Here is a 15,107-nt window from a genome sequence, read left to right as displayed (position 1 = left end):
GGGCTTATCCGGTTACTGGCTTCTTCATCTTTCCGCCAGCCACTGCATAATTTTATTGGTGGCCCCGCTGTGGTCGTGTACGTAGTCGAGGCTGAGGTCCTGCACGGTAAGGCGACCTTCCTCGTTATGAAACAGCGGGCCAAAGGCCGTAAGCAGCTCCGCAGCTGAGGTTACGGGGAAAGCACAGCCCAGCGCCACCAGATCCTGCGCCTCCTGAAATTTGTGGTACGAGGGCCCGAAAAACAGGGGCAGGCCAAAAGCCGCGGCTTCCAGCGTGTTGTGCAGGCCCTTGCCGAAAGCGCCACCAATGTAGGCGAAGTGCCCGAACCGGTACAGCTGACTGAGCAAGCCCACGTTGTCCATCAGCAGCACACGGGCCTGGGCTACCGTGCTGGCATTGGCTGCAGAGTAGCGCACTACTCGGCCCGGCAAGGCTTCTTCCACCAGCCGGAGGTTGGTTTCGCTGATTTCGTGCGGAGCTACAATAAACCGCAGCTGCTTCTGGTACTGCTGCAGCAGGGGCGTGAGGACCGGCAGGTCTTCGGGCCAGCTGCTGCCAATGATGAACACCGGGGCCCAGTCGTCGGTAAAAGCATCCACCAGCGGCAGCGCCCGCGGCGGGGCTGAGGCGGTTTGCACCACCGTGTCAAAGCGCGTGTCGCCGGCTACGCTGGCCTGCGTGATGCCCACGCTGCGCAACAGGTCTACGGATGCCTGGTTCTGGGTGAAGATGTGGGTAAAGCTGCCCACAATACGCCGGAAGAAGCCACCCCAGGGCTGAAAAAACGACTGCTCAGGCCGGAAGATGGCCGACACGCAAATGGCCGGAATCTGGCGCTGGCGCAGTTCGGTGAGGAAATGGTACCAGAACTCGTACTTCACAAACACCGCCAGCCGCGGCCGCACCGCATCCAGAAACAGGCGGGCATTTTCGGCGGTATCGAGGGGGAGGTAAAACACGTAGTCGGCACCGGACCAGTTCTTGCGCACCTCATAGCCGGAAGGCGAAAAGAAGGTAAGCACTAGCTTGTGGCCGGGGTGCCGGGCGGCGTAAGCTTCCATGAGGGGGCGGCCCTGTTCAAACTCGCCCAGCGAGGCGCAGTGAAACCAGGCCAGCGGCGCCTTTTCCTGCCGTAGGGCCTCCTGGATGCGCGGCAGTAGCTCTTGCCGGCCTGCCACCCACTGAGCGGCTTTCGGCACGAAGGGAGCCACCAGCCGCAACAGCAGGGCATACAGGCGCAAGGCTGTAGAATACAGTAAAACCAAGAGTTAAAAGTCGGTATCGGGTGCAGTGGAAGGTAGTGGGCGTACCATCCGGTAGTTGGTGAGGGCTACGCCCCGTACTACGGGTTGTTGCTCCCGCTCCACCACAAACCCCTGATGAGCAAAGAAAGGCCGGGCGGTACAGCTGGCATTGGTGTAGACCTGTGTAAGCCCCAAACGGGTAGCTTCGGCCAGTAATGCCTGCCAAAGCTGCCGGGCAATACCCTGGCGCTGGTGGTCGGCACTCACAAACAGAAAATCCAGGTAGCCATCGGCCGCGAGGGAGGCAAAGCCCATTAACTCTGCGTCCTGCTCTGCTACCAGAAAGTACTGCTCCCGGATTTTATCCTGCCAGCCCGCCAGGTTTTGCCACCCCCCACGCCACGCCTCCACCTGCACCGGCAAATAGTTGGCGGCGTTGATGCGCGTGATGGTGTCGTAGAAGAGCTGCCCAATGCGCGAAGCATCGTCAGCCAGGGCCCGGCGAAGTAGCATAGCACAAAAGTACGCGCTTCTGCTGGCTACGCGGCATGCCCACTAAAAAAGGCCCTGACTACGCATAGTCAGGGCCTTTTTAGAGTTTCTGGTTTTGAGTTTCTAGTTGTTCGCGCTCGGCTTACTCGAGAAACTAGAAACCAGAAACTCCCTTTTTAGTGGGCGGCTTGTTTGCCGAGGTAGTTGGCTACGCCTTCGCGGGTGGCGGCCATGGCTTCTTTGCCTTCTTCCCAGTTAGCGGGGCACACTTCACCTTTCACCTCGAAGTATTGCAGGGCATCTACCATGCGCATGGCTTCGTCGATGCTACGGCCCAGCGGACCATCGTTTACTACCTGGTGGCGCACGATGCCGTCTTTATCAATCAGGAACAAGCCGCGGTAAGCCAGGGGCGAGCCTACGAAGGTCATTTCGCCGGCTTCGTTGTAGTCGTAGTGACCACCCAGCACGTCGTAGTTAGCGGCAATGGTTTTGGTAGCGTCGGCTACCAGGGGGTAGGTTACGCCCGAGATGCCGCCGTTGTCGCGGGGCGTCTGCAGCCAGGCAAAGTGAGAAAAATGCGTATCGGTAGAGCAGCCAACGATGGCTACACCTTTAGCTTCGAAATCGGCCAGACGGTCCTGGAAAGCAATGATTTCAGTGGGGCACACGAACGTGAAGTCGGCGGGGTAGAAGTAGAAGATAACGTGCTTCTTGCCCAGGTACCGGTCGAGGGAGAAATCCTCCTCGAACTCACCATCGATGACGGCGGTAGCTTTGAAAGAAGGAGCGCGTTTGCCTACGAGAACTGCCATTGTACGGGGTAATAAAGTGAAAAAAGCAAATGGAATGAGAAAGAAGTAAGGCCATTAACAAGCCCGCTGTGCTCAGTACGAAGAAAAGACTCGTTACAAGCCAAGTCGGGCTTCTAGCCGTTGGATACCTTGTTGCCCGTGATGTGCAGCGAGAAGGAGTGCGGCTGAAAGTTTTGCAGCCCTTTGGCCGCGAAGAACTCCCGAATCAGCGCATCCAGCTGCGGGTCGCAGTAATCAATGATTTCCTGGGTGTCGGTGCAGAACAGGTGGTGGTGCTCGGTGCAGTCGGCATCGTAGCGGCGCGAAGCCCCCTCGGCAGAGGCCACGCGCCGGGTGAGGCCAGCTTCCACAAATGAGTCTAGGGCTTTGTAAACCGTTCCCAGTGAAATGGACGCTTCCAGGCCCGCTACCCGTCGGTGTACTTGCTCGGCTGTAGGGTGGCCCGGCAAAACCAGCAAGCTTTCCAGAATAAGAAGGCGCTGACGCGTAGCCCGCAAACCGGCCTGGGCCAGTCGCTCCCGCAGCTGATCCGGCCGGGGAGGCGTGGGCAAAGTATGGACGTGGTCAGAATAAGTACTCACCAGATAAGAATTATTCTCCGCAAAGATAGGGCTATAAGCCACTGCCGGTCAAAATTGTTTCCATTTAGCCGGTAGCGGCCGTCTTTGCGAGTGGCGCCCGTCAAGGACGCTTACCTGCCTTTGAATTCAGGCAGGCGCTTTTCGAGGAAGGCCGCCATGCCTTCTTTCTGGTCTTCGGAAGCAAAGGTGAGGTAGAAGTTCTTGCGCTCGAAGTTCAGGCCCTCATCCAGGTGGGTTTCAAACGAGCGGTTCACGGCTTCCTTGGCCAAGCGGGCCGCTACCGGCGACATGCGGGCAATAGCTGCGGCTAAGCGGTAAGCCTCTTCCAGGTACTGGCCCACGGGCGCTACCCGGTTCACCAACCCGTAATCGGCGGCTTCCTGGGCCGAAATAGGCTGGCCCGTAAGCACCATTTCCATCGCCCGCGCTTTGCCCACGGCCCGGGTGAGGCGCTGCGTGCCCCCGCCGCCCGGCATGATGCCCAGCCGGATTTCGGGCTGCCCAAACTGGGCCGTTTCCGAGGCTACAACCATGTCGCACACCATCGACAGCTCGCAGCCGCCCCCCAAGGCAAACCCCGACACGGCGGCAACCAGGGGCTTGTGCGTTTTGCGGATTCGTTCCCAGAGGCTGATCTGGTCAATTTCCAGCATTTCCACCGCCGTGCGCTCCGACATAAATTTAATGTCGGCCCCGGCTGCAAACACGCGCTCCGAGCCGGTAAGCACAATCACGCGCACAGCAGGGTTGGCGCACAGCTCTTCCAGTGCCTGGGCAATTTCCAGCATCAGGTTATAGTGCAGCGCATTCAGCTCCTTGGGCCGGTTAAGCTGCACGAGGGCGACGTGCGGCCGGGCCTCGGGCGTTACGGTCAGGAATTGCGGAGAAAGTGGCATGGGGTGGGAATAGTAGATGATTGGAGTATCCGTCATGCTTCATCTGGCGTCCGCTTGCCGAAGACCTTTGCCGCTTCGTCGAACGAAGCGGTAAAGATGTCTCGGCTGCGCTCGGCATGACCTCCTGGATTTTTAAGGAAGACTATGACGCGCCGCGGCACACAAACTGGAACGTTTGGCGGGTGCGCTGCTCCAACAGCAAGTCCCGGCCTTGGGTGAGGCGCTGGATGCTGGCGGCATCGTAGTTTTTGATGGTGTAGAGTTCCAGGCCGGTGTTGTAGTGAATGGTAAACTGCTCGTAGAGCATTTCCAGCAGCCGGTCGAGGCGATACGCCGAGTAGTCGGTACACACGGAAAAGCTAATGGCCGAGTTCTGCATCAGGTGAATCTTGAGCCGCACCTGCGCCAGGGCCCCAAAAATAACCTCCAGGTTTTCCTCCGAAATAAAGGTGAGGTCCTTGGACTCAAACGACACCAGGCACTGCCCCGCTTTACGGATAAAGGCCGGCGGCAGGGAGTCGTGGCGGCAGTCGTGAATGATGGTGCCCTCGGCCGTGGGGTCGAGAAAAGACTTCACCAGCAGCGGAATGCGCTTTACGGCCAGCGGCTTGATGGTTTTGGGGTGAATAACCGAGGCCCCGTAGTACGCCATTTCAATGGTTTCCTGGTAGCTGATTTCCGGGTAGCGCACGGTATCCTCGAAGATCTTAGGGTCGGCATTGAGCAGGCCCGCCACATCCTTCCAGATCGTAACGGCCCGGGCCTGCAGGCAGTGGGCAAAAATGGCGGCGGTGAAGTCGGAGCCTTCCCGGCCCAGGGTGGTCGTCTGGCCGCTGGAAGTACCACCCAGGAACCCCTGCGTAACTACAGGGCCCTGCTGCAGCAGCTGGGGTACTACGCTACGGATGTTGCGCTCCGTAGTAGCCCAGTCCAGGCGGCCTTCCCGCCAGAGGTGGTCGGTGCGCACCAGGGGGCGGCAGTCGAGCCACTGGGCCGCCAGCGCCTGGCTGACAATGCGCGTGGCCAGCAATTCCCCAAAGCTTACAACCTGGTCGTACTGCCGGTCGTAGTCGCCGGGCTCCAGCGCGGCGAGCTGGTTTTCCAGCTCGGCAAACAACGCTTGTAGCGGTTCATTGTGCGCCGGGTGTGCGCCGGCGGGGTTTAACAGCTCCTGCGCCACGCCTTCGTGGAAGTCGCGCAGGGCCTTGAGTTGGGGCGCGTAGTCAAGCCGGGAGTGCGCCCGGTGGTAAATTTCCTCCAGGGCATTGGTGGTTTTGCCCATGGCCGATACCACAATCAGCAGCTGGCCGGGTACGGCTTGCTGCACAATGTGGCGCAGGTTGCGGATGGCGGCGGCATCTTTTACCGAGGCTCCCCCAAATTTGTAGACGTTGAGTTGATGCGGCTCTTGCATGGGCCCAAAGGTAGAAGGAAGGCCGGTTTCTGGTGCATTCAGCCGGGATATGGCGGGTCGAAAACTGTGCCAGCGAATTTTCGTTAGCACCCAATCAGGCAAATTGGTTAATTTTGAGCCCACCCAAATCCATCATTCCCCGCATTCTATGACTCACCACGACAAGCTGGCGCTGCCCGTCGGTACCACCCTCGACCGATTTATTATGCGCAAGCAGGAAGACTTTCCCTACGCCACGGGGGAGCTTTCCCAACTGCTGCGCGATATTGCCCTGGCCGCCAAAATCGTGAACCGCGAAATCAACCGCTCCGGCCTGATCGACATTGCCGGCGCCTACGGCAACCGCAACGTGCAGGGCGAGGATCAGCAGAAGCTCGATGTCATTGCCAACATCCGCTTTATCCGGGCCCTACGCAACGGGGGCGAGGTCTGCACCATCGTATCGGAGGAGGATGAGGAAATGATTCAGACCGGCAACGTGCAGGGCAAGTACGTGGTGGCCATCGACCCCCTCGACGGCTCCTCCAACATTGACGTGAACGTGAGCATCGGGACCATCTTCAGCGTGTACCGGCGCGTGTCGCCCACGGGCGGCGAGGGCACCGAGCAGGACTGCCTGCAGACGGGCACCCACCAGGTAGCCGCCGGCTACGTTATCTACGGGTCCAGCACCATGCTGGTGTATACCACCGGCAACGGCGTGAATGGCTTTACCTACGAGCCTTCGTTGGGGGAGTTCTTCCTCTCGCATCCGCACATTACCTCGCCTAAAACCGGCTCTATCTACTCCATCAACGAAGGACTATCCAACGACTTCACTGAGGGTGTGCGGGAGTTTGTGGCTTACTGCAAGCAGCAGAACTACTCGGCCCGCTACATCGGCTCCCTGGTAGCCGACTTCCACCGCAATTTGCTCAAGGGCGGCATCTACATGTACCCCGCCACGCTCAAGGCCAAAAAGGGCAAGCTGCGCCTGATGTACGAGTGCAATGCCTTGTCCTTTATTGTGGAGCAGGCCGGCGGCAAAGCCAGCGACGGGCAGCAGCGCATCATGGAGCTACAGCCCCAGAGCCTGCACGAGCGGTGCCCGTTCTTCATCGGCTCTACCGAGCTGGTGGAAAAAGCCGAAGAGTTTATGGCGCGCGAGTTTGCCGATTTGCTGGAAACGAAATAAGTACCCAACTGCCAAAACCAACAAGCGCGGCCCCGGAACTGTCCGGGGCCGCGCTTGTTGGTTTAAAGCACACCTGCCTTACTCGGCTTTCTTCTTGGCGCGAGCTTTGGGCTTGGCTTCGGCGGTTTCCACCGTATCCTCCGACTTAGCCGCTTTGGGTGCCTTGGCTGGCGCTTCTTCCTGCGCGGGCTGGGCCTCCACAGCGGTTTCCTCCGCTTCCGGAGCGGCCGTTTCGGGGGCAGCATCGTAAGGGAGGGCCGTGCTTACCAGGCGGTACCAGGTCACCAGCTTCTTGATGTCCGACATGTACACGCGCTGGCGGTCATAGTCGGGAATAATGGTTTCCATGAACGAGGTCAGGTCCCGGTCGTCCGACTTGTTGGTGAGGGCAAAGTCCTCCCCGTAGTGCTGGCGAATCCGGTCGAATACCTCCGCCAATGGCACAGTCTGGTCGTAGTCCTGGGTGTAGATGGAAATTTCGTGGAGCAGCGACACCTTGTTGCGGGCCGAGGCTACGGAGCGGGTAGCCCGCTCGTCGAGGGTTTCCACGATAACGCCGGCCCGGGTAGGGCGCACGAGGCGGTAGAGGCCGGGCATTCCGCTGATGGCGGCTACCTCCTTCAGATCATAGGGCATAAAAAAGCAGTTGGTACGAAAGGCAAAGTTACTGCGCCGCGGTCTGACCCGGGGCAGGGAGCTTGAAAGCAATGGGAAGGTTGGTGAGGATGGCGTATTCCGGCTTCTGAAATTTCAGCAGGCGTACCAGGCGCAGGGCCTCTTCCCCGCAGCCCCCGCCTACCTGCTTCACCAGCTTCACCCCCGACAGCGTACCATCGGTATTGAGCGTGAAGGAAACGATGCACGTGCCCTGGATGCGGTTGCGCCGGGCCATAACGGGGTACTTCAGCTCCTGGTTGATGAAGGCATACATGGCTTCAGCGCCGCCTTCGTAGTATTTGGCGGCGGCTACTACGCCCGTAGGGCCTGCCTGAGCCGGGGCCGGAGCCGCGGGGGCCGGAGCGGGCGCGGCGGGGGTAGCCTGTTGGGCCAGGGCCGGAGCGCCCGCCAGGAAACCCAGGGCCAGGGCGCAATAGATTTTTTTCATGGAGGGGAGGAAATGAAGAGAAAGTGAAGAGCGGAAAAATGACCAGAAAATTAATTCCGGTAATTTTCTGTCCTGTCCAAATTTACGCATTATCGGGGTTTTGGGCGAGCTGCTGATTTACTTCTTCAATAAAAGAAAGCACCTCATCGCGCCCGGTTTTTTCCGAAGCCGATGTAATAAACTGCCGGGGTAATTCGTCCCAGGTTTCGCTCAGCTTTGCCGTGTAGGCCGCCACGTTTTGCTGCGTACGCAACGCCGACTGCTTATCGGCTTTCGTAAATACCAGCACGAACGGCACACCCATAGTCCCCAGCATATCTATAAAGGCCAGATCGGGGGCCAGGGGTTCGTGCCGCGAATCGATAAGCACGAATACACACGTCAGATTGGGCCGCTCGCGCAGGTAAAAGCGAATCATACGCTCCCAGGCCGCCCGCGAGTCTTTGCTCACTTTGGCGTAGCCATAGCCCGGTAAGTCAACCAGATACCAATAGTCGTTGATCAGAAAATGATTGATCAGCTGGGTTTTGCCGGGCTGGGCGGAGGTTTTGGCCAACCCTTTGTGCCCCGTGAGCATATTGATGAGGGAAGATTTGCCCACGTTGGAGCGCCCGATAAACGCGTACTCCGGTTTATCCGGGACGGGGCATTGGTCCACGCGTGTATTGCTGGTAAGGAATTTGGCCGAGCGAATCAGCATAGAAAAAAGAATCGGTTGACCCGCAAAAGTAACACAATGCGGAAGGATGCCGAAGTAAATATTTTCGTGGATTTTCTTGTAGTTTACAAAGGCAGGCTATATTTGCACCGATTCCAGTACTGTGTGATATGGTATTAGTACTAGAAACGTACGACTCACTTCCTTGTCAAGCGCCTTTTTATCAGGGTGTTTGGCAGCAGTATATAGGAAGAGTGCCGTATTTTGAAATGTCTATCTTTGCCCAAACCGGCTAGGGCGCGTGTCAGTTTTCGTGCCCTCCGGCCGGGTTTTACCGGCATTCTTTTCCTGAAAGGCTAACCTTGAAAACGCATTTCAGTATAAGGGTCACCTAAAAAAGTAGCCCAGTCCTCGTGATTGGGTCCATTCTCCCCGAAATTCCGTCATATTTCCCAAATTTTCTCTCCAATGGACAACGTAGTCAGAAGGTTATTAACGGCCTCTTGCGCCTTCGCCCTTGCTACGGCAGTAAGCCAGCCTGCACTGGCCCAAAGTACCCGTAAGCAGTTGAAGACCGCAAACAAGTTCTTCGATTTAGAGAATTACCGGGCAGCTATTCCTTACTACGAGCAGGTGTTGGCCAAGGAGCCGAACAACGCGGTAGCCTTGTTTCGCGCCGGCATTGCCTACATGTCCTTTGACAAGGAGAAAGCCAGTGACTACATCTACAAGGCCCAGCGCCTGAAGAAAAACGTCTCCAAGGATGTAGAGTACTGGCTGGGACGGGTTGACCACCTGAACTACAACTTCGACGAGGCCATTACGCACTACCAGGCCTACAACGCTACCCTGAAAAAGAAGGACACCCGCAAAGCGGAGCTGGCCCAGCTGATTCAGCACAGCAAGAATGCCAAAGTGCAGTTCAATAGCCCCAAGGACATCTTCGTGAAGAACCTGGGGCCCACCATTAACACGCCCTTCTCGGAGCATAGCCCCGTTATTTCCAGCGACGATAAGTTGCTGCTCTTCACCTCGCGCGGTGAAAACGTAACGGGTGCCAACGCCTCCTCGGCCGATGCTAAAAACGGTAAGGGCAACCTGGCCTCCGACGGTGAGTACTACGAAGACATCTTCGAAGCCAAGCGCATCGACGACGAGAACTGGGAAAAGCCCCGCTCCCTGTCGGGCGTGCTGAACGGCAAAGGCCACGACGCCTCTATCCAGGTATTCGACAACGACACGAAGATGCTGATGTACCGCCAGGATGAAGGCGGCGACATCTTCTACTCGGAGAAGGCCGGCGGCGACTGGACGGAGCCCAAGAAGCTGAACAACAACATCAACTCGAAGCAGTTCGAGTCGGATGCCTACATTACTCCGGACGGCCGCACCATTTACTTCTCTACGGGTAAGTACTCGGAAGACGGCACGCTGGACATCTACTTCGCTACCCGTCAGCCCGGCGGCGACTGGGGCGAGGCCAAGACCATTGGCAACGCCATCAACACCAAGTACGATGACGACAGCCCCTTCCTGAGCCGCGACGGTAAGACGTTGTATTTCTCCTCGCGGGGCCACAACACCATGGGCGGCTACGACATCTTCAAGTCGGAGTGGGACTCTATTGGCCGTAAGTGGAGCCGTGCCGAGAACATGGGCTACCCCATTAACACCCCCGACGACGACAGCTACTACCGCCTGTCGCCGGATGGTTCGTATGCCTACATGTCGTCGTACCGCATCGGTGGCTACGGTGAAAAGGACATCTACACCATCAACTACATCAAGAACGCCATCATCCGCGGTAAGGTCATTTCGGCTAAGGACAGCGTGACGGTGATTCCGGGCGTAGAGCTGGTGTTCAGCGGCACCCAGGCCGACAAAACAGCCCTGAGCTACCGCGACGTGACCAAGCCCGACTCCGGTAACTACCAAGTAAGCGTGCTCTCGGGCCGTACTTACCAGGTAGCCGTGTCGAAAGACGGCAAGAGCATCGAAACGCAGGAGTTTGCTGTTCCCATCGTAACCGCCGACTCGACGGTGATTGAGAAGAACTTCTACGTGCCGTATGTAGACACCACACAGACGGTGGCGACCATGTTCAAGAAGATCTACTTCGACACCGACAAGTACAAGCTGCGGCCTGAGTCGATTACGGAGTTGAACAACATTACCCGTATTCTGAAGGCTAACCCTGGCCTGAACCTGTCCATCGAAGGCCACTGCGACTCGCGCAATACGGATGAGTACAACATCGTACTCGGTCAGAACCGCGCCGATGCTGCTTACAACTTCCTGAAGAAGAATGGCATTGCCGAAACCCGCCTGGTAACCACCAGCTACGGGGAGCGTCGTCCGGATGCCCCGAACGATTCGCCGGAGAACATGCAGCTTAACCGCCGCGTAGAGTTCCGCCCCATCCTGAAGGAAGGGGAAGCCATGCCGAAACTGAACCCTGGTACCGGCAGCGGTGCTGGAACCGGCACGGGCGCAAGCAGCACGGGCGCCGGTACTACCGGCACGGGCACCCGCACGGGAGCTACGGGCACAGGTACCACTCGCACTTCGCTGCAGCCTGGCAAGAGCAAGGTGAAGATGGCCGACGGCACTAAGGTGAAAACCAAAGTGGACGAGGACAGCGACAAAGTGAAAGTGAAAACCAAGGGCGCGAATGATCAGGAATCAAAAACCGTCTATAAAGAGGGTGAAATTGATGCCAAGACCAAGGACGAAACCGGCAAAACCAAGCTTCAAGTAGAAGGTGCGGCTCCCGCCAGCGTAGCTACGCCTGCGGCTCCGGCTGCCACCGACTCCACCCAGGCGGCCCCGGCTACCACCACGCCTGCTACCACAACTCCTACCGATTCGACCACCACGGTAAAGCCCTAAGCGGCACGAAATCAGTCTAAAAGAAAGGTCGGGCCTGGTGCCTGGCCTTTTTTTTTAACATAATCGCGCCCACCGCGTTAAGTTTGGGCAATTCGGCCGCTCTTTTCTCGTTTTCCTCCCGAAGTATGTCCGTAGTTCCTTATAAAGATGATGCCGCCGGCAAGAAGTCGCAGGTAGCGCAGATGTTCAACAGCATAGCTGGCAAATACGACTTCCTCAACCATTTCCTGAGTGCCGGCACCGACATTTACTGGCGGCGCAAGGCCGTGGGGGAGTTGAAGGCGCTACGGCCGGCCCGCATCCTGGACATTGCTACCGGCACGGCCGATTTCGCCATTGAGACCCTGCGGGCCGCTTCGGCCGACGCTCAGATCACCGGGGTGGATATATCGGAAGGCATGCTGGAAGTAGGTCGCCGCAAGCTGGAAGCCAAAGGCCTGAGCCAACGCATTCAGCTGGAACTCGGCGACTCGGAGAACCTACCGTTCCCCGATGACCACTTTGACGCCGTAACGGCCTCCTTCGGGGTGCGCAACTTCGAAAATCTGTCGAAAGGGCTGGCGGAAATGCGCCGCGTGCTGCGCCCCGGCGGTAAGCTCGTGATTCTGGAGTTTTCCAAGCCTACGGCTTTCCCCATGAAGCAGGCGTACAACTTCTATTTCCGGCACATTCTGCCCGTATTTGGTAAGCTGATTTCAAAAGACCGCGCCGCGTATACCTACCTGCCCGAGTCGGTGCAGGCCTTTCCGGACGGGCGTGATTTTCTGACCATTCTAACCCAAGTGGGCTTTAACACTACTGCATGGCAACCCCTCACCTTCGGCATCAGCTCCATCTACACCGCTACAAAATAGCAGGCTTGTTGGTGGGGGCTGGCCTTTTGCTAAGTCACGCGGCCGATGCCCAAAGCCCCACCCGGGCCCGGCGCGGCCGCAATGGCAACGTAAAAACCTTGACGGTCAACAACTTGCCGGGCTACGATGACAAGTGGTTTCACGGCGGGTTTCAGCTAAATGCTAGTGCCACGCGCTTTCGGGTAGAGCATTCTAACCGCTACGTACAGACGCGGGAGGTTTCAGCAAACTCCGTGATTAGTCCCAGCTTTGGCGTGAACTTTATTGCTGATGCCCGGTTGGCTGATTTCTTCAACTTGCGCTTTACGCCGGGCGTGTCATTTGCCAACCGCCGGATTGAATACAAGCCCTTGTCGTACTCCCCGGCCGACTCCATCAAAACCCAGGAGGTGGGCGGGACGGTGCTGGAGTTTCCGCTGCTGCTCAAGTACCATTCGGAGCGCCGCGGCAACTCGCGCATGTACCTCATTGCCGGCGCCAAAGCCAGCGTGAGTGTGACCAACCGGCGGCAGGACCCGGAAACCAGCGTGCTGCGCACGGCTAATACGGATTACTCCCTGGAGTATGGGGTAGGTATGGATTTATTTTACCCGTTTTTTAAGTTCGCCCCGGAACTGCGCTTCTCACACGGCCTGCCCAACGTGCTGCAATCCGGCACCGACGTGTACAGCCGCAACCTGCAGCGCCTGCGGACCAATGCCGTAACCTTGTACCTGAACTTCGAATAAGCAGGGCCGACTTTTCTTCTGAGCTCGGTCCTGGCTACTTACTTACCCTATGCCACTCGCGTTAGTTACCGGCGCTTCTTCCGGTATTGGTCGGGCTACGGCCATTGCTTTAGCCCAGGCCGGCTATTCTCTGATTCTGACTGGCCGCCGCTACGAGCGGCTGGCGGAACTGGCCCAGCAGCTTACCACCCCAGTACACCTGCTCACGTTTGACGTGCGCGACCGGGCTGCCACCGAAGCGGCCATTGCCAGCCTACCCGAAGCCTTCCAGGCCATTGATGTGCTGATCAACAATGCCGGCAATGCCCACGGGCTAGGACCTATCCAGGAAGGCGACGTAGCCGACTGGGATGCGATGCTCGATAGCAACGTGAAGGGTCTGCTGTACGTGAGTCGCGCCGTGTTGCCGGGTATGACCCAGCGTCAGCGCGGGCACGTCATTAATATCGGTTCCATTGCCGGGCACGAGGCGTATCCCAACGGCAACGTGTACTGTGCTTCCAAGGCCGCCGTGGCCTCGCTGAGCAAGAGCATGCGCCTGGACTTGCTGCCCCACGGCATCCGGGTGGCAGAGGTCAACCCTGGGGCCGTGGAGACGGAGTTTGCTCAGGTACGCTTCAAGGGCAACGAAAGCCGGGCGGCGGCCGTGTATAAAGGGTTCCAACCCCTTCGGGCCGAGGACGTAGCCGAGGTCATTGCCTTTATGGTGACGCGCCCCCCGCACGTGAACATTGCTGAGGTGCTCTTGTTGCCTGCTGCGCAGGCCTCCACCATGCATTTCAAGCGCGACGCCTAGCGGTATTCCAGCACCAGCACCAGCACCTGCGCAGTGAAGCCGCTCCCGACCCGGGGCGGCTTTTTACTTGAGCCCCGAAACCTCCGCGTGCAGGTGCTGTATAATTTCAGCATTGAGTTCGTGCCGCCCGACAAAGCGGCGGACTTCGGGGGGGCAGCCCAAGTTGTGCAGAAAAGCTACCTGGGCCGCAAGGTTTTCCTCGGTCACGTACTCGTCCTGGGTACCGCAAACCAACACGATGGGTACCCGCCGGGCTAGGTGCGTAGCCACGGCAAAGTCCATATCGGGCGGAAAGGCGCCGGCCCACAGAATCAGCCGGGTAGGTTGGAAGCGTGCTTGCGCCAGCCAGCGGCTTACAGTTGCTGAACCCTGCGAAAATCCCAGCACCGTAACCCTGACCTCGGCCGGGCAGGCAGCCAGCATAGTATCGGTGAGCTGATTGAGGTAGGCTACGTAGTCGTCAATTTCGGTTAGCCGGTCATCCCGCGTCATCCAGCTGGCGCCCACCCGGCCGCTGGTACCCTGCAGGTAAAAACGGGAAAGGGCTTCCGGGGCCACAACAGCCAAAGTGGGGTCGGCAGTTGCCAGCGCGGTGAAGTGGCGAATGAAATACTGCGCCAATTGCCCGTAGCCGTGGCAGACAATCCACAAGTGGCGCGTCTGATCCGATAAAGTGCCTGCCATATAATAGCGGGCCGAGCGGCTAACGGTAAGATGGTGTTCCTGGGCAGCGGACATTAACGCGGGCTCTAGGGCAAAAAACTAGGCTTACAGCTAGCAGAACGCACCGGGCGAGAGCAAAGGCTGGCGGGCACGGCAATACGGCTTCTGTGCTTTCCTATATCGACAGGAAGCTACTGATGAGCGGGCAGGTCGTTGGGCGTGAAGCCGAAGGGCAGCAGGTCGCTCAGGCGCTGGAAGCGGTAAATGGTGTTGCCGGGGCCCGGCAGCAGCAGCGGAATAGCCTCCCCCTGGCGGTGCTCATACTCCGTCATCACCTGGCGGCAGGCTCCGCACGATGTTACGGCCACAAAACTCCCCGTAGCCGGGCGGGCGGCCACGGCCATGACCCGGATGCGGCGCTCCGGCTGGCTGGCGGCCAGGCCAAACAAGGCTGTACGCTCGGCGCACAGCCCGGAGGGGAAGGCGGCATTTTCCTGGTTGGTACCCTTAAAGACCGACCCATCGTCGAGCAGCAGCGCCGCGCCCACGTGAAAGTGGGAGTAGGGGGCGTAGGAATGGTCGGTAGCGGCGCGGGCCGCGTGCCATACCGTAGCCTCGGCAGGCGAGAGTTCAGCTTCGGAGTTCAGCACCTCTACCGTGATGGTGAGCGTATGCGGGTGGGCCATCGGCAACGATAAAATAAACCTCACGAAGCCAGACAGCGGCCCCGGTGCGGGAAGGGGCGGTGAATGTACTACAAATCTGTGGGGTTCAATAAGGGCTACGGCAAAAATGTG

16 protein-coding genes are annotated in these 15,107 nt (G+C 58.6%); 5 read left to right on the top strand and 11 right to left on the bottom strand.

Going from position 1 to position 15,107, the window contains the following annotated elements:
* Positions 1–24: 24 nt before the first annotated feature.
* From FY528_RS14160 to FY528_RS14135, 6 genes are all read right to left on the bottom strand, one after another.
* Complete coding sequence (locus FY528_RS14160; RefSeq protein ID WP_262384003.1) at positions 25–1,242, bottom strand: 3-deoxy-D-manno-octulosonic acid transferase; 1,218 nt, start codon at positions 1,240–1,242, stop codon at positions 25–27.
* A gap of 27 nt (positions 1,243–1,269) precedes the next feature.
* On the bottom strand, positions 1,270–1,758 hold the full coding sequence (locus tag FY528_RS14155; RefSeq protein WP_149071685.1) for a GNAT family N-acetyltransferase: 489 nt from the start codon (positions 1,756–1,758) through the stop codon (positions 1,270–1,272).
* Positions 1,759–1,913: 155 nt separating this feature from the next.
* Positions 1,914–2,552, bottom strand: a complete 639-nt coding sequence (locus FY528_RS14150) for a peroxiredoxin (protein WP_149071684.1) — start codon at positions 2,550–2,552, stop codon at positions 1,914–1,916.
* A gap of 113 nt (positions 2,553–2,665) precedes the next feature.
* A complete protein-coding gene (locus tag FY528_RS14145) occupies positions 2,666–3,133 on the bottom strand; it encodes a Fur family transcriptional regulator (protein ID WP_187632126.1) in 468 nt (155 codons plus the stop codon).
* 110 nt (positions 3,134–3,243) lie between these two features.
* Positions 3,244–4,065: an enoyl-CoA hydratase-related protein gene (locus FY528_RS14140; RefSeq protein ID WP_308418676.1), complete on the bottom strand. Its 822-nt coding sequence runs from the start codon at positions 4,063–4,065 to the stop codon at positions 3,244–3,246.
* Between the two features lie 106 nt (positions 4,066–4,171).
* A complete protein-coding gene (locus FY528_RS14135; RefSeq protein ID WP_149071681.1) occupies positions 4,172–5,443 on the bottom strand; it encodes an aspartate kinase in 1,272 nt (423 codons plus the stop codon).
* Positions 5,444–5,591: 148 nt separating this feature from the next.
* Between FY528_RS14135 and fbp the strand changes: the two genes are divergently transcribed.
* Positions 5,592–6,617, top strand: a complete 1,026-nt coding sequence (gene fbp, locus FY528_RS14130; protein ID WP_149071680.1) for a class 1 fructose-bisphosphatase — start codon at positions 5,592–5,594, stop codon at positions 6,615–6,617.
* Positions 6,618–6,695: 78 nt separating this feature from the next.
* Here fbp and FY528_RS14125 read toward each other — a convergent pair whose 3' ends face one another.
* From FY528_RS14125 to yihA, 3 genes are all read right to left on the bottom strand, one after another.
* Positions 6,696–7,253, bottom strand: a complete 558-nt coding sequence (locus FY528_RS14125; protein WP_149071679.1) for a DUF5606 family protein — start codon at positions 7,251–7,253, stop codon at positions 6,696–6,698.
* 28 nt (positions 7,254–7,281) lie between these two features.
* The gene (locus FY528_RS14120; protein WP_149071678.1) at positions 7,282–7,722 is read right to left on the bottom strand and encodes an energy transducer TonB; all 441 of its coding nucleotides are present in this window, start codon (positions 7,720–7,722) and stop codon (positions 7,282–7,284) included.
* 82 nt (positions 7,723–7,804) lie between these two features.
* Complete coding sequence (gene yihA, locus FY528_RS14115; RefSeq protein ID WP_149071677.1) at positions 7,805–8,422, bottom strand: ribosome biogenesis GTP-binding protein YihA/YsxC; 618 nt, start codon at positions 8,420–8,422, stop codon at positions 7,805–7,807.
* Positions 8,423–8,947: 525 nt separating this feature from the next.
* On the opposite strand from yihA, the gene FY528_RS14110 reads away from it, so the two are divergent.
* The 4 genes from FY528_RS14110 to FY528_RS14095 all read left to right on the top strand — a co-directional run bounded on the left by FY528_RS14110 (position 8,948) and on the right by FY528_RS14095 (position 13,647).
* On the top strand, positions 8,948–11,269 hold the full coding sequence (locus FY528_RS14110) for an OmpA family protein (RefSeq protein WP_262384002.1): 2,322 nt from the start codon (positions 8,948–8,950) through the stop codon (positions 11,267–11,269).
* 125 nt (positions 11,270–11,394) lie between these two features.
* Complete coding sequence (ubiE, locus tag FY528_RS14105; RefSeq protein WP_149071675.1) at positions 11,395–12,123, top strand: bifunctional demethylmenaquinone methyltransferase/2-methoxy-6-polyprenyl-1,4-benzoquinol methylase UbiE; 729 nt, start codon at positions 11,395–11,397, stop codon at positions 12,121–12,123.
* Positions 12,072–12,851, top strand: a complete 780-nt coding sequence (gene porT / locus FY528_RS14100) for a type IX secretion/gliding motility protein PorT/SprT (protein WP_149071674.1) — start codon at positions 12,072–12,074, stop codon at positions 12,849–12,851. The genes ubiE and porT overlap by 52 nt, the downstream gene beginning before the upstream one ends.
* A 49-nt stretch (positions 12,852–12,900) precedes the next feature.
* Positions 12,901–13,647 (top strand): SDR family NAD(P)-dependent oxidoreductase, encoded by a 747-nt coding sequence (locus tag FY528_RS14095; RefSeq protein ID WP_149071673.1) that lies wholly within the window; start codon positions 12,901–12,903, stop codon positions 13,645–13,647.
* 63 nt (positions 13,648–13,710) lie between these two features.
* On the opposite strand, the gene FY528_RS14090 is transcribed toward FY528_RS14095, so the two are convergent.
* Together FY528_RS14090 and cdd are read right to left on the bottom strand one after the other, a co-directional pair.
* Positions 13,711–14,331: an alpha/beta hydrolase gene (locus FY528_RS14090; RefSeq protein ID WP_262384001.1), complete on the bottom strand. Its 621-nt coding sequence runs from the start codon at positions 14,329–14,331 to the stop codon at positions 13,711–13,713.
* A 170-nt stretch (positions 14,332–14,501) separates the two neighbouring features.
* Entirely contained in the window at positions 14,502–14,996 is a 495-nt protein-coding gene (gene cdd / locus FY528_RS14085; protein WP_149071671.1) for a cytidine deaminase, read from the bottom strand.
* Between the last annotated feature and the right edge of the window lie 111 nt (positions 14,997–15,107).

The sequence above is a fragment of the Hymenobacter lutimineralis genome (genome assembly GCF_008271285.1).
Lineage (GTDB): Bacteria > Bacteroidota > Bacteroidia > Cytophagales > Hymenobacteraceae > Hymenobacter > Hymenobacter lutimineralis.
Note: the sequence above shows the minus strand (reverse complement) of the source record. Positions and strands in the feature narration are given on the sequence as shown.

Excerpts from the sequence above, each read along its gene's own strand:
- FY528_RS14155 (WP_149071685.1), bottom strand. The coding sequence starts at position 1,758 with ATGCTACTTCGCCGGGCCCTGGCTGACGATGCTTCGCGCATTGGGCAG.
- FY528_RS14150 (WP_149071684.1), bottom strand. The coding sequence starts at position 2,552 with ATGGCAGTTCTCGTAGGCAAACGCGCTCCTTCTTTCAAAGCTACCGCC.
- FY528_RS14140 (WP_308418676.1), bottom strand. The coding sequence starts at position 4,065 with ATGACGGATACTCCAATCATCTACTATTCCCACCCCATGCCACTTTCT.
- FY528_RS14135 (WP_149071681.1), bottom strand. The coding sequence starts at position 5,443 with ATGCAAGAGCCGCATCAACTCAACGTCTACAAATTTGGGGGAGCCTCG.
- fbp (WP_149071680.1), top strand. The coding sequence starts at position 5,592 with ATGACTCACCACGACAAGCTGGCGCTGCCCGTCGGTACCACCCTCGAC.
- FY528_RS14125 (WP_149071679.1), bottom strand. The coding sequence starts at position 7,253 with ATGCCCTATGATCTGAAGGAGGTAGCCGCCATCAGCGGAATGCCCGGC.
- FY528_RS14120 (WP_149071678.1), bottom strand. The coding sequence starts at position 7,722 with ATGAAAAAAATCTATTGCGCCCTGGCCCTGGGTTTCCTGGCGGGCGCT.
- yihA (WP_149071677.1), bottom strand. The coding sequence starts at position 8,422 with ATGCTGATTCGCTCGGCCAAATTCCTTACCAGCAATACACGCGTGGAC.
- ubiE (WP_149071675.1), top strand. The coding sequence starts at position 11,395 with ATGTCCGTAGTTCCTTATAAAGATGATGCCGCCGGCAAGAAGTCGCAG.
- porT (WP_149071674.1), top strand. The coding sequence starts at position 12,072 with ATGGCAACCCCTCACCTTCGGCATCAGCTCCATCTACACCGCTACAAA.
- FY528_RS14095 (WP_149071673.1), top strand. The coding sequence starts at position 12,901 with ATGCCACTCGCGTTAGTTACCGGCGCTTCTTCCGGTATTGGTCGGGCT.
- FY528_RS14090 (WP_262384001.1), bottom strand. The coding sequence starts at position 14,331 with ATGGCAGGCACTTTATCGGATCAGACGCGCCACTTGTGGATTGTCTGC.
- cdd (WP_149071671.1), bottom strand. The coding sequence starts at position 14,996 with ATGGCCCACCCGCATACGCTCACCATCACGGTAGAGGTGCTGAACTCC.